Source organism: Haloechinothrix aidingensis (assembly GCF_013450155.1).
GTDB classification, from domain to species: domain Bacteria; phylum Actinomycetota; class Actinomycetes; order Mycobacteriales; family Pseudonocardiaceae; genus Haloechinothrix; species Haloechinothrix aidingensis.
In genome coordinates this window covers 148,921-162,010 of sequence record NZ_JACCKD010000009.1, presented here as the reverse complement: position 1 = coordinate 162,010, position 13,090 = coordinate 148,921, and the positions used below count along the sequence as shown (strand labels likewise).

General features: G+C 72.0%; 13 protein-coding genes. 10 read left to right on the top strand and 3 right to left on the bottom strand.

Translation table 11 applies throughout. The features are described from left to right. The first annotated feature begins 14 nt into the window (after positions 1-14). From H0B56_RS21100 to H0B56_RS21070, 7 genes are all read left to right on the top strand, one after another. Positions 15-860: a biotin--[acetyl-CoA-carboxylase] ligase gene (locus tag H0B56_RS21100; RefSeq protein WP_180894840.1), complete on the top strand. Its 846-nt coding sequence runs from the start codon at positions 15-17 to the stop codon at positions 858-860. 181 nt (positions 861-1,041) lie between these two features. Next, positions 1,042-1,560, top strand: coding sequence for a PH domain-containing protein (locus tag H0B56_RS21095; protein ID WP_180894839.1), 519 nt, complete (start codon positions 1,042-1,044; stop codon positions 1,558-1,560). 48 nt (positions 1,561-1,608) lie between these two features. Beyond that, a complete protein-coding gene (locus H0B56_RS21090; RefSeq protein ID WP_180894838.1) occupies positions 1,609-2,550 on the top strand; it encodes a hydroxymethylglutaryl-CoA lyase in 942 nt (313 codons plus the stop codon). A 121-nt stretch (positions 2,551-2,671) separates the two neighbouring features. Then, entirely contained in the window at positions 2,672-3,181 is a 510-nt protein-coding gene (locus tag H0B56_RS22640; protein WP_219632989.1) for a YbaB/EbfC family nucleoid-associated protein, read from the top strand. Then, complete coding sequence (locus H0B56_RS21080) at positions 3,178-3,507, top strand: WXG100 family type VII secretion target (protein ID WP_180894837.1); 330 nt, start codon at positions 3,178-3,180, stop codon at positions 3,505-3,507. The genes H0B56_RS22640 and H0B56_RS21080 overlap by 4 nt, the downstream gene beginning before the upstream one ends. An 11-nt stretch (positions 3,508-3,518) precedes the next feature. Beyond that, positions 3,519-5,618, top strand: coding sequence for a TNT domain-containing protein (locus H0B56_RS23350; RefSeq protein WP_180894836.1), 2,100 nt, complete (start codon positions 3,519-3,521; stop codon positions 5,616-5,618). Further along, positions 5,615-5,929 carry a hypothetical protein gene (locus tag H0B56_RS21070; protein WP_180894835.1) on the top strand — a complete coding sequence of 105 codons (315 nt, stop codon included), beginning with the start codon at positions 5,615-5,617 and terminating at the stop codon, positions 5,927-5,929. The genes H0B56_RS23350 and H0B56_RS21070 overlap by 4 nt, the downstream gene beginning before the upstream one ends. A 79-nt stretch (positions 5,930-6,008) precedes the next feature. On the opposite strand, the gene hisN is transcribed toward H0B56_RS21070, so the two are convergent. Next, positions 6,009-6,773, bottom strand: a complete 765-nt coding sequence (gene hisN / locus H0B56_RS21065) for a histidinol-phosphatase (protein ID WP_180894949.1) — start codon at positions 6,771-6,773, stop codon at positions 6,009-6,011. 78 nt (positions 6,774-6,851) lie between these two features. Here hisN and H0B56_RS21060 point away from each other — a divergent pair, with 78 nt between their 5' ends. Next, complete coding sequence (locus tag H0B56_RS21060) at positions 6,852-7,562, top strand: response regulator (protein WP_180894834.1); 711 nt, start codon at positions 6,852-6,854, stop codon at positions 7,560-7,562. A 9-nt stretch (positions 7,563-7,571) separates the two neighbouring features. Beyond that, positions 7,572-8,855 (top strand): ATP-binding protein, encoded by a 1,284-nt coding sequence (locus H0B56_RS21055; protein ID WP_180894833.1) that lies wholly within the window; start codon positions 7,572-7,574, stop codon positions 8,853-8,855. 33 nt (positions 8,856-8,888) lie between these two features. Here H0B56_RS21055 and H0B56_RS21050 read toward each other — a convergent pair whose 3' ends face one another. Both H0B56_RS21050 and H0B56_RS23345 read right to left on the bottom strand, forming a co-directional pair. After that, positions 8,889-9,434 (bottom strand): GtrA family protein, encoded by a 546-nt coding sequence (locus tag H0B56_RS21050; RefSeq protein ID WP_180894832.1) that lies wholly within the window; start codon positions 9,432-9,434, stop codon positions 8,889-8,891. 33 nt (positions 9,435-9,467) lie between these two features. Continuing rightward, positions 9,468-11,864: a sigma-70 family RNA polymerase sigma factor gene (locus H0B56_RS23345; protein WP_180894831.1), complete on the bottom strand. Its 2,397-nt coding sequence runs from the start codon at positions 11,862-11,864 to the stop codon at positions 9,468-9,470. Positions 11,865-12,151: 287 nt separating this feature from the next. Here H0B56_RS23345 and H0B56_RS21040 point away from each other — a divergent pair, with 287 nt between their 5' ends. Continuing rightward, entirely contained in the window at positions 12,152-13,030 is an 879-nt protein-coding gene (locus H0B56_RS21040) for a GGDEF domain-containing protein (protein ID WP_425484566.1), read from the top strand. Positions 13,031-13,090 lie beyond the last annotated feature (60 nt).

Sequence of the window (13,090 nt, the reverse complement as noted above, 5' to 3'; positions counted from 1 at the left end):
CCTACGCTGAGACCATGACGGCACCAGACACGGCACTCGACGGCGAGCGGTTGCGCACGCAACTGGCTTCCCCGAACGGCCCCTATGCCGCTGTCGAGGTGGTGGACAGTACGGGCTCGACGAACGCCGACCTGCGGGAGGCGGCCGCGCGCGGCGCAGCGGACCTGACCGTGCGCATCGCCGGGGAACAGACCGCGGGTGCCGGCAGGCACTCGCGCACCTGGACCTCGCCTGCCGGGTGCGGTGTCTACCTGAGCGTGCTGCTACGCCCGGCCGGGGTTCCCGTGCGCAACCTCAGCTCGATCGCGCTCGTGGCCGGGCTGGCTGTGCTGGATGTGGCTCGCGAAGCCGGCGTGTCGGCGCACCTGAAATGGCCGAACGACGTCCTCGTCGGCAACGCGGAGGCCGAGGGCAAGTGTGCGGGGATCCTCTCCGAGATGGTTCCCGAAGCAGACCCGGCACATCCGGCCGTGGTGCTCGGCATCGGCGTCAACGTGCACCCGGTCCCCGATGTGGCGCCCGGTCCGGGCGCGCTGCCCGCGACCTCGCTCGACGAGCACGGTGCGCGCGTCACCGGCCGGACGGATGTGGCGATCACGTTGCTGCGGGCGCTGGCGGACCGGGAGCGGCGGTGGCGCGTCTCGTCAGGGGACATCGACGATGCCGGTATGCATTCCGAGTACCGGATGCACTGCCGCACGCTGGGAGAACCCGTGGAGGTCACGCTGCCGGACGGTGCGGTGCTGTCCGGCCGCGCCGGAGACGTGGACCCGATCGGACAGCTCCTTGTGGACTCCGCCGACGGCACCCGGCACACCGTGGTCGCAGGCGACGTCGTCCACCTGCGCAGGCGCACCTGATCGGGCGATACGCAGCACGGTTCACACGCTCGTGGCGTGCGCCCATCTGGCGTAACCTGTGCACGACCTCGGCACGAAGCCGCGCGCGCGGAACGTCAGGACACCATGTCGACGCCGGCCGGCGCGTGGCGTGACCGGCCGGGATCCGAGCGGACACGGACAGATACGGGAGTGTGCGAGCGTGGGCTACCCGAAGGGCATCGTCAGCGAGTCGGAGAAGGTCGTCGAGCACAAGCATCCGCACGTCAAGATGCTTTTCATGCCGATCCTGACCGGACTCGTCGTACTCGGGGGCGGGGGGTGGCTCGCCGTGCTCGCCCGTGATCTGGACGAGCCGTGGGACATGGTGGCGCTGATCGCCATCGGTGCCGTGGGGCTGATCGCGCTGATCTGGCTGGTCATCGCACCCATCGCGCGGTGGCGGACCACGCATTTCATCGTCACGACCGAACGGGTGATCTCCCGGGAGGGAGTCTTCAAGCGCACCGGTATCGACATCCCGATGAACCGGATCAACAGCGTGCGGTTCGAGCACTCACTGGCCGACCGCATCCTCGGCTGCGGCTCACTGATCATCGAGTCCGCCTCCGAGCAGGCTCTCGAGTACGACGACATCCCCTCGGTGGAGCAGGTTCACTCCGCGATCTACTTCCAGGTCAGCGAGAACGAGTACGCCAACGAGTCGACGGAGGATGCCTGAGCCGATTGGGCCGGAACCGCAGCCGTATCGACGGTACTGTCGTGGGTCATGGGTACACGGGAACTGGGACTGCCGGACCGCTTCCCCGCGGACGGCGTCGTCGAGCGCGTGACGATCTGGGAGGTCGGTGCGCGCGACGGTCTGCAGAACGAGCAGTCGATCGTTCCGCTCGAGGTGAAGGTGGAGTTCCTGCGCCGCCTCGCCGAGGCGGGGCTGACCACGCTCGAGGCGACGAGCTTCGTCCATCCGGACTGGGTTCCCCAGCTCGCCGACGCCGAGCAGCTGCTTGCCGGGCTCGATCGCCGCGACGGGGTGCGGTACCCGGTGCTCGTGCCGAACGAGCGGGGCCTTGACCGGGCGCTGGCTTCCGGAGTGACGCACATCGCGGTGTTCGCCAGCGCTACGGAGGAGTTCGCGCGCCGCAACCTCAACTCCGACCTGGCAGGGCAGTTCGAGATGTTCGCCCCTGTTGTCGAGCGGGCCCGCGCCGCCGGACTCGACGTGCGCGGCTACCTGTCGATGTGCTTCGGCGACCCGTGGGAGGGCGGGGTGCCGCCGGAGCAGGTCGCGGACGTCGCGGCCCGGCTCAGGGAGTTGGGGTGTTCCCAGCTCTCGCTTGGCGACACCATCGGGGTGGCCACCCCGGGACACGTCGAGCGGGTGCTCGCGGCGGTGTCCGCGCAGGGCGTGCCCACCGATGCGGTAGCCGTGCACTTCCACGACACCTACGGCCAGGCACTGGCGAACACCTTGGCCGCGCTTCGCGCCGGGGTGTCCACCGTCGACGCCTCGGCAGGCGGGCTCGGCGGCTGCCCCTACGCGGCCTCGGCCACCGGCAATCTCGCCACCGAGGATCTGGTGTGGATGCTCGACGGGCTCGGTGTCGAGCACGGCGTGGACCTCGACAAGCTCGTGGCGGCGAGCCGCTGGATGGCTGAACAGCTCGGCAGGCCCGCGCCCTCCCGGGTCGTCCGCGCGCTCAGCGGGTGAGCCGGTCCGGTGCGTGAGATTCCCGATGCCGGGGAACCACGCCTGCCGGTCGCGCGTCCAATGCTGACCGTCGCCCCGGAAGGGCCCAGAGGATTCGCAGGACAGCGGAACGGAGCGCACCGTGGTGGATCACAGCGCCAGGGTCGAGGAGTTGCTGGGTGAGTACCGCAGGAACCGGGAGCGCCTGGCGGCGAAGCAGCGGGAGCTTGCCGAGATCCGGGCCTCGGCCGGCGCGCGCGACGGCACGGTGACCGCCACCGTCGGACCCCGCGGCACGCTGGTGGACCTGCACATCAGCCAGGAGGCCTACCACCGCTACCGGCCGGAGGAGTTGGCCGCCGAGATCCTGCGGGCGACCGCCGCAGCGCGTGACGACGCGTTGAGCAGGGCGGCGGATGCGCTTGACGAGGTGCTGCCGGCAGGATACGACCCCCAGGCATTGCTGCACGGGGCGACCGGGCTCAGCGGCGCGGACGCGCCCGTGAGCGCCGAGCGCTACGGCCGCGCGGCCTTCCGCCCGGATGCGGCAGTGCGCCCGAGCGGCCGGCGGGTAACCGAGGAGGCCGGGGAGGACGAGGAGGACTTCGAGCATCGCGACTGGGTGACCGGAGGGAGGCGGGGTCCGCGATGAGCGAGGGATTCTTCGCCGAGGCCGACCGCATCGCCGCACGGTCCGGGGATTTCGAGGTCTATGCCGAGCGCACACGGGCCATCGCGCGGTCGCTGGAGTCCCGGCTGCGGGCGACCGGAGCCGCATGGGGCAGCGACGAGATCGGTACGCGCTTCGCCGCGGCGCATGTCGAGCGCGCTGACCGCGCTTTCGAGCGGATCGCCTGGCTGGAACACGAGCTGCGCGAGGTCGGCACACGGTTCGCCGACGCGGCAGCGGGCTACCGTTCCGTCGAGCGGGATGCACGAGACCGGATCGATGATGTGTCCGGGCGCCTCGAGGGCTGAACGGACGGCTCATGGGTATCGAACTTCCCCAGGAGCTCGGCGAGATCGCTGAGCGGACCGGCCTGGCGTGGCCGGAGGCCGACGAGGACGCCATGCGGCAACAGGCGGGCGCGTGGCGCGAGGCCGCCGAGCAGTTGCGGGTTGTCGAGCGCGACGCGGACTCGTCGGCGTGCGAGGCACTCGACGGGATGGAGGGCGAGGCGGGGGATGCCGCCAGGCAGATGTGGTCGGGGTTCGTCCACCCGGACAGCGGCACCCTCGTCTCGCCCGCACGTGAGGCGACGGCGGCCGCGGACCGGCTGGAGCACGCCGCCGAGCGGGTCGCCGTGACGAAAGTGGAGATGATCGAGCGCCTGACGCGCGCGGCGGCCACGGCCGATGCCGCGGATGCCGCCGCGCGGGCCGGTCATCCCGAGGCGTTGCTCGGGCTGGACACCGAGATCAGCGGCGCGGCAAGCGATCTCGCAGCGGCAGGCGAGGATCTCGCCGCCGCGGTCGGGGAGGTTCCGCCGGAAGGCGTGCCCGGGACCCGGGAACGGGCTCCGGGGGTGCCGGACGAGGCGCAGGGGATCGCGCGGGACGCAGCAGGGGCGCCGCTGACGGAGCCGCCGGGCGTGACGGAGGTGCCGGAGCGGGGGACGCAGGTGCGGGCGACCCTCCACGGCCGACCTGCACGGCTGGACGACATCCCACCGTCGGGTGAGGCCGTGCGTGAGATGCCCACCCCGAGCCAGGGCGTACCGGCGTCACCCGGCGCTGGGACGGCGATGCCGCCGGGCGGCGGGGACAGCGTCGCCACGCCGCCTGCCGGGATCCCGGCCGGGCATGCCACCGCGGCGGGAGTGGACCCCGGCGCCGCGACGCCGCCTGCCGTCCGGGTCCAGCCGGAGCCGGGCCAGCAGGCGCAGCAGGCACCGCCCGGTGCCGTGCCGCCGTCGTACCGGGGTGTGCCGGGGCAGACATCGCTGGCGGGATTCGCCGATGTGCCTGCCGGTCCCGCGGGTGCGGGCGGGCCGGGTCCGGCCGCGCCGCCCGCCGGCCCGCCCGGTGCCGGTGCTCCGCCCGGTGTCGCTCAACCGGGACCGGCTCAACCGGGAGCCGCCCAGCCGGGAGGCGCCCAGCCGGGAGGCGCCCAACCGGGTCAGAGCCAGCCGGGTCAGGGCCAGCCGGGTGGCGGGCACGCAGGCGGTGGGGCCGGGCGTGGCGCGCAGCATGCGGTTCCTCGCCCGCAGGCAGGACCCGCCGCCGGCGGGCAACACGCACCGGGGGCACTGCAGCGGCCGGTTCCTGCGCACGGCAGTGCGGCAGGCACGGGTCGGCCCCCGGGCCGGCACGGTGACCTCGCGCTGTTCCTGGTGCACATGTTCCCCATCGGGCACCTCCCGGTGGCTTCCGACCGGCCCGCGCGGCAGGTTCCCCCGCCCGCCGCGGAGGTCGACGTCGCGGCGGGACTGCGGTTCCCCCCGCACGACCACCCGGAGTCGGGACGTATCGACACCTCCGCGCCGGTCACCGCCGGTGAGCCGGATCCCGGTGCCGAACGTGCGCGGCCGGCCGGGGGTGCGGGTAGGGAGCACCCCGCGGTATCGCGGCAGCTCGACGGCTACGACCCGCTCGGCGGCATGCACGAGCGTGACTGGGACAGGCGGTATGTCGTCAAACCGGCCGAGGACAGGCCGGAGTTCGCCTGGCCGCCGTGCGAGCGGTACCCCGAGGGCGGTCGTGAGTGGGGTGAAGCGGTGACCGTGCCCGCCGGGACGGTGCTCGACCGTTTCGGCTCCGAGTTCGGGCGCGTGTTCGCGCCGGACGGCACCGCGTTCGCGCGGCGCTCGCTGCCGCCCGCGCATCTCGACTCGGGGTACTTCCGGTACCGGGTGCTGTGTGCGCTGCCCGCCTGGCGAGCCGTCTCGGCCGCGTGGTTCGGGCAGCCGGGCGGCGGTCTGCGTTACCGCACCGTGTACTCGGCGGGCGAGCTCGTCGCTCTCGGGTATCTGGAGGACATCACCGGCGAGGCACTCGCGGCACCCGGGACCGTCGACGCCGGCGACGACGATGATGGATCGAGCGACAGCCACCCCGAGCGGGGCCAGGCGGAACCGGGGAGCGGATGAACAGCGAGTCGATCACCAAGTGGCTCACGGCGATCGGGGTGCCTGCCGATGTCGTCTCGATCGGTGCGGAAGCCGACGGCGCGTGGTGCCTGATCCGCACCGAACACGCGCCCGCCACGCAGGAGACGGGCGTTGCGCAGGCAGAAGACGCCCCGCGCGAGGTCTGGGAGGTGTTCTGGCGCGAGCAGGGTAACCGCTACGACTGGGCAAGCTTCACCAACGAGCAGGTCGCGTCCCACTACCTGTTCGGGCGCCTCGCCTGGGCCCAGGTCGTGCGCGGCGCCATCGGGACGCCCCCGGCTTCCGGCTGACACCGCACCGGGAGCGAGCCGAGGGACCCCCTCGGTACACCACAGGTATCCGAGGGGCCCTTCGGCTCGCCCTGTCCGGTCAGTGGGCGCGCCCGGCCTCGAGGATCGTCAGGGCTTCGGCGTGCAGCCTGCCGTTCGAGGACAACGCGTTCCCGCCGTCCAGCCGGGCGACACCGGACAGGTCGGTCAGCTGTCCGCCCGCCTCGCTGAGCAGGATCGCGAACGGGGCGATGTCCCACGGGTTGACGATCGGCTCGGCAGCGAGGTCGATGGCACCCTCCGCGACGAGGCAGTGGTGCCAGAAGTCCCCGAAGGCGCGGTTCTCCCAGCATGCGTCGACCAGCGCTTCGTACGCCGCACGCGAGTGGTACTCGCCCCAGGTGGCCAGGTTCGTGGTGGAAAGGAACGCATCGGAAAGCGACCGGACCCCCGAGACGGCGATCGGCCGCGGACCGTGCCCGTCGTCGGTGTAGGCGCCGCTGCCGGTATGCGCCCACCAGCGCCGGCCAAGCGCCGGTGCGCTGACCATGCCGGATGTCACCGTGCCGTCGTCGACCAGTGCGATCAGCGTGGCCCACACCGGCAAGCCACGCAGGAAGCCCTTCGTGCCGTCGATGGGGTCGATCACCCACACACGCTTGCCTGCCAGCGCGTCCAGGTCGCCTCCCCGTTCCTCGCCTGCGACGAGGTCCTCGGGCCTGTGCTCGGCGAGCAGTGCCCGGATGGCGTCCTCCACAGCCAGGTCGGCGTCGGTCACGGGTGTGCGGTCCGGTTTGCGGTCCACGGCGAGGTCGTTGGCGCGGAACCGGTCCAGCGTGACGGAGTCGGCCGCGGCGGCCAGCATAGTCGTGAGTTCGGAATCTGTGCGGTGATCGGCCACGGTCACGATAGTTTCACGAGGGTACGTCGTAGAGTGAGTCAGGTGAGCAAGGTACTACTTGGTGAGGACGATCCGGCGATCGCCGAGCCGCTGTCCCGCGCGCTGCTCAGGGAGGGGTACGAAGTCGAGGTTCTCGAGGACGGCCCCGGCATTCTCGAGGCGGCCAAGCAGTACCCGACGGACCTCCTCGTGCTCGACCTCGGGCTGCCGAAGATGGACGGGCTGGAGGTGTGCAGGCGGTTGCGCGCCTGCGGTTCGGATGTCCCCGTGCTCATGTTGACGGCGCGAACCGACGAGGTCGACTTCGTCGTGGGGCTCGACGCGGGCGCCGACGACTACGTCGCCAAGCCGTTCCGCCTCGCGGAGCTGCTCGCGCGGATTCGGGCGCTGCTGCGCCGCCGGTCCCCGGAGGTGCTGGAAGCCGGAGGCGTGCGGATGGATCTGGGTGCGCGGGTCGTCACCGTGCACGGCACCGAGATGCAACTCGCGAACAAGGAGTTCGAGCTGCTCAGGGTCCTGATGAAACGGGCAGGGCAGGTGGTCTCCCGTGAGGAGATCCTCTCCGAGGTCTGGAACGATCTGGACACCAAGACGACCAAGACGTTGGACATGCACATCTCGTGGCTGCGGCGCAAACTGGCGATCGCCAGTGGCGAGATCGACGGCCGGGGTGACCACACGATGAGTCAGGCGGACCTGGAGAGACGCATCGCCACGGTGCGGGGCCTCGGGTTCCGTTTCGACACCACCTGAGGGCCGGTAGTGCGCAGGCGCATTCTGCTCGCGATCCTGCTCGCGGTCACGGTGACCGCGGCGGCACTGGGCATACCGCTCGGCGTGACCGCGTGGGAGCTGGTGCACAACATCACCCGCGACGACCTGAGCTCGCGTGCCGAACGGATCGCCGCGAGCCTGAACGACCGCGTGGAGCAGGGCGAGAATCTTGATCTCAGCCGGGTGCGACTCGCCGTGCGCGACGACGAGTCGCTCACGGTGCGCCTACCGGGCAGGCCGGACCTGACCTACGGCGCCGAGCACGACGGTGAGCAGATCGTCGAACGCGTCGAGCTGCTCGACAGCGCCTCCCTGGAGCTCGCGGCCCCGGTCGGGCCCCTCCGCGCGCGCCAGACGCAGGTCACGATCGCGGTGCTGCTGCTCGCGGTGCTGTCCGTGGGGACGGGAACCGTGGTCGCCGGGGTGACCGCCAGGAGGCTGGTGCGACCGTTGCACCATGTCGCCGAGCGTGCGGCCCTGCTGGGCGCGGGGGACTTCCGGCCGGACCCGCAGCGCTACGACGTGCCGGAGCTCGATCAGGTCGCCGAGACGCTGGACAGCTCGGCCAGCGCGCTGGCCAGCCTGGTACACCGGGAACGCCAGCTCGTCGGGGACGTCTCCCATCAGCTACGCAGCCGCCTGACAGCCGTGCAGCTGCGCCTCGACTCGCTGACCATGCACTCCGACGCCGAGGTGGTCGAGGACGCGGGGGCGGCCCAGGAGCAGGCCGACCAGCTGGCGCAGGTCCTGGACGAGTTGCTCGCGGCAGCCCGGGCCGCGCGCGAGTCGGGCGCGGAGCCCCTCCCGCTGTCGACCACCCTTCCGCGGATCGCCGAGGAGTGGCGCGCGGTCCTGCAGGCGGACGGCCGGACGTTGAAGCTGCGCATCGCGCCCGGGCTGATGGTGCGGGCGACCCCGGCTCGGCTGCGGGAGGTCATCGGGGTACTGCTGGACAATGCCAAGCGGCACGGGGCGGGCCCGGTCACGCTGTCCGCGCGGCCACGTGATCGCGACGACACCGTGGTGATCCAGGTGTCCGACACCGGCCCGGGCATTCCCGACGCCCTGGTGCCGCATATGTTCGACCGGGGAGTGTCCGGCGCAGGATCCACCGGGGTCGGCCTGGCCCTGGCCCGGGCGCTGGTCGAAGCGGACGGCGGGCGGCTCGAGCTGTCCGCGCAGCGTCCCGCGACGTTCAGTGTCTTCCTGCGGGTGCCGAAGTCCACCGAGATCGCCGGGGTGGACTGGCCGGAGCAGAGCTCCCCGCGCTGACCGGCAGGGCATCTCCGCCCCGCGGCGGGTCACTCACGGGACGTGGCTGGTGGCGCTGCCGCCTGCCACCGGCAGCGGGGCGTCGTCGTCCGGGGAGTACCCGCGGGGGAACACCCACCGCCGGAAGCCCCAGAACCGGAACGCCATCGCCAGCAGCATCCCGATCACCGAGCCCGCCGTGAAGTCGGCGACCTCCTGCACGAACAGCGACACGTGCGGGACCCCGAGGTCGAGTACGTAGCGGGAGATCAGGAGCGGGATCAGGTTGATGACGATCGCTACACCGCTGATCAGGAAGAACAACGCCGCCTCGTGGTGCCGTTCCCGCCCCCCTCTGGTCCGGAAGGACCACTCACGGTTGAGGACGTAGGACACGATCGTGGCCACGAGGATCGCGATGGCCTTGGCTGTGGTGGGCTTCTCGGTGAGGACCGTGAGCTTGAGCAGGTACCAGACGCCGTTGTCGACGAGGAACGCGGTACCGCCGACGAACCCGAACTTCACCAGCTCCTTGTGCCGGATGAGGACCGGGCGCAGCACGGGCGGTACATGCGGCAGGAGCGCGTCACCAACAGTCACCCGAGGCAGTCTACGAGGTCGCGCAGGCACGAGTCAGCGTGTTCGGGGTGGCGAGTGCGGGTGCGGGCTGTCACTGCCCGGTGCGCTGGGCATCCCCGGTGATCCTGACGGCACGAGACCCGGTCCGGTCGGGAAACTCGACCAGCTGGGCGGCAGCGGCCAGGTCGGTGGGCCCTGCCACGGCGAGGTCTCCGGGGTGGCAGGCGTGGTGCCGGCCGTGGGCGGCACGTCCGGCGGCGAGCCGGAGGGTGGCGCGCTCGGCGGGGTCGGCAGGGCCGGTGGTGTCGTCGCCTGCGTATCCGGTGTCGGCGGGACCGGCGGTGACGACGGCGTGGTCGGTTCGTCCGGTGGCGTGCTCGGTGGGACGTCGCACGGCCACCACGAGCCGACCGTGACGGTGTCGCTGTCCTCGGCGATCCCGATGCGGCCGGTCACCGTGACGGTGTCGTTCGCGCACGGGTCGTACCGGTTCTGCACCAGCGTCCAGACGCGTACCGTGTCGTCGGGCTCGAGGGCGTCCTGCGTCTTGCAGCGTGTCTCCTCCGCGGTGGAGGTGCAGGTCATACGCCATGGTGTCTGCCAGCTGAACACGGTCGCGGGGGCATCGATGTGCAGCGACGCGCGCTTGGTGGTCTCGCCGGTGTTCGTCACCGTGATGTGCGAGAGCCTGCCGCTACCGGAGCCGGACACGCCGTGCCCGAACGGCCGCGCCGTGACCGCGACCCCGTCCGCAGGGGGGTCCAGCCGGACGGCGATGGTGATGCGCACCGTTGCCAGGTCGCCGCTGTCCACGGTCCCGGTGATCTCGCCGGGCTCGGCGCCGGCATCGGCGGACAGGCGGAACAGCAGGGTCACCGACTCGCCGGGGTCGAGCCCTTCCTCGGTGCCGCAGGAGACGGTGCCCGTGCCGCCGGGGCACCGGATCACGGAGCCGCCGGTGTCCTGCCGCTGGGTGCGCGCGCCCGTGTGCGGTGCCGTGGCCGGCCGGGCAGCCGAGGCACCCATCGGCTGGCTGCCGCCGTTCGGATGCGATTCGGCGACGACCCCCTCGGGCAGCGTGAGCGTGACCGTGGCGGGCTCGGACGGCGACTCCCCGTCGTTGCGCACGGTGATGGGCACATCCGTGGGTTCGCCCCCAGGGGTGAGCTCGACGCCGCCCGGCGGGCCTGCCACGTCCAGCTGCGCGGGTGCGGGGGCGGGTTCGGGTGCCGGTTCCGGTTCCGGGGCGGGCGGTGGAGGAAGGTCCGGAGGCTCCGGGTCGTCCACCTCCGGCGGGTCCTCTGGAGGATCCTCCGGAGGTGGTGCATCCGGCGAGTCCGGTTCGTCCGGGGGCGGCGGCGGTGGTTGGGGGTCCTCCTCCTGCGGCTGTTGCTCCTGCTGCTGGGGAGCCGGTTGCTGTGCCTCCGGGATGCTCTGGTCGCCGCCTGCGACCATGCCGACGGCGACAGCCGCCGCCACCGCGGTCGCCGACGCGGCGACGCCGATGAACTGGCGCGGCGCTCCCGCGGCCGCACCGGCCCCACCGGCCGCACCGGCCCCGCCCGAGGCTCCCGACGCGGCTCCGGCAGCCGTGGTGGCAGCGGCTGTCCCGGCCGCCCCGGCCGCCGCCGAGGCCTTGGCGGCTCCGGCGGTCGCGAGGTAACCGAGTACGGCCCCACCGAGCACGATCGGTGCGATGACGGCACGCAGGGCCCCGTTGATGTCGGCGAGCTCCGCGGCGAGCGCGCGGCAGCTGTCGCACTCGTCCAGGTGGGCCTCCACCTGCGTGCGTTCCCGCTTGGACAACCCGTCACGGGTCCACGCGCCGAGCCGGTCGGCGGTGGCCCTGCAGCGGTCTTCCGATGTCTGGGAGAGATGGACCTGCAGGTATGCCTGCCGCAACCCTTCGCGAGCGCGGTAGGCGAGCGCGGACACGCCGTTGGCTGTCAGGCCGAGCAGGGGCGCGATCTCGGCGGGGGACTGTTGCTCGATCTCGGTGTGCCACAGCACGGCCTGCCAGCGTTCCGGGAGGCGGGCGAAGGCCTGCGCGGCCATGCTGCGTTCGAGCCCTGCCACCGCGGTGTCGGAGAACGGCACCGTCAGCGCGTTGCCGACCTCGCCGGTGGCCGAGCTCATGTCCTCGTTGAGATCCACCCTGCGGTCTCGCCTGGTCTTGTCGTATGCGGAGTGACGCAGCGTGGTGAGCAGGTAGGCGCGGAACGCGGAGTCGGGCCCCTTGCCGGCCCGCAACGTGTCCAGCATCTTGGCGAAGGCGTCCGCCACCAGATCGTCCGCCTCGGTCGAGGACCTGGCCAGTTGCCGTGCCAGGTTGTTCGCCGCCGAGACGTGGCGCTCGTAGAGCGTGCCGTACGCGGAGAGGTCACCCTCGCGGACGGAGGCGATCAGCTCGGCATCGCTCGCGCCGGCTGGCTCTGCTGGAACCGTCGACACTGGCCTCCTCCTGGCATGACGTTCGCGGGCCGGTCCCGCGCCGGCGCGTACGGTGCTGTTACCGGTGCTGGGATAGTGCTGTCGTGGGTGGTCCTGTCGTGGGCCACCCGATGGGACGGGTTGCCATCCTCAGTCTGACGGAGCGCCGGGCGAGCGTCGCGTTCCGGGTCCACCGAACGGCCCAGGGCCGGCGGGGCGGTGCGAATTCGTATCGCGGTCTCCCGTCACGACGAGAATGTGATTTCGTCTCCCTTCACGAACGCATCATCACTGTGGAGGTACAGGCTGTGGCTGACAGGTCTGCCTCGGGAGCGTACTCGGGCGGTGAGGACGCTGCATCCGACACGACGGCCGAGGTCGACGAGGAGTCGCGGGAACACGAGGCCGGAGCGCTTCGCGCGTTGCGCGCTCGCTGGCGCACCGCCAGCCTCGCGTCCGGGTGGCGCTTCCCCAGTGACTGGGCGCTGCCCGAGGTCGACACGGTGTGCGCCACGGTGATGCGCGAGGGCGTGACGGACAGGGCGTTGTCCGGCCTCGGCAGGGCACGTGCGGCCTCGGGCGCCGGGCTGGAGGAGACCCTGGCCGACCTCGCCGCACTGCACGCGGTACTCGACACGGACCGGTCCCCGGGCGGGTTCGCCGACCCGGACATCGATGCCACCCCCGCGCGGTTCGTGCGTGTCACCGCGGTGGCGTGGGCCGACGTCGCGTTGGATCAGCTGGCCCACACCGAGGTCACGGACTCGTTGACCGGGCTGCCTACGGCGGCGTACCTGCGGACCCGGCTGGCCGAGGTCTACGGCCGCGCCGCGCGGGACGGCCGTTCGGTGCCGGAGGACCACGTGCTGCTCACGGTGTCGGTCGATCTGACCGATGTCACCGGGTGGCCCAGGTTGACCGGCATGATCCTGATCGCCGACGTACTCAGGTCGGTGTTCGACGCAGGCGAGAGCATCGCGGTGCTCGGCCCGTCCACGATCGCGGTGCTCGCCGACCGATCGACCGGGCCGGCCGACCGCGCGGTGGCGGTGCGCCGTGAGGCGAACCAGCGATTCCTCGCCGACCCCGAGCTCAGCGGCCTTGCCGGTGCGCGGATCCGGGTGAGCAGGCTGTGCTCGACCTACGCCGATACCTGTGCCTTGCTCCAGGAACTCAGCCAGGGCTGACCCGGTTCGGGTGCGCTCGACGGTGCGCCGCTGAACGGTTACCCGACCTTCGGCCCTACT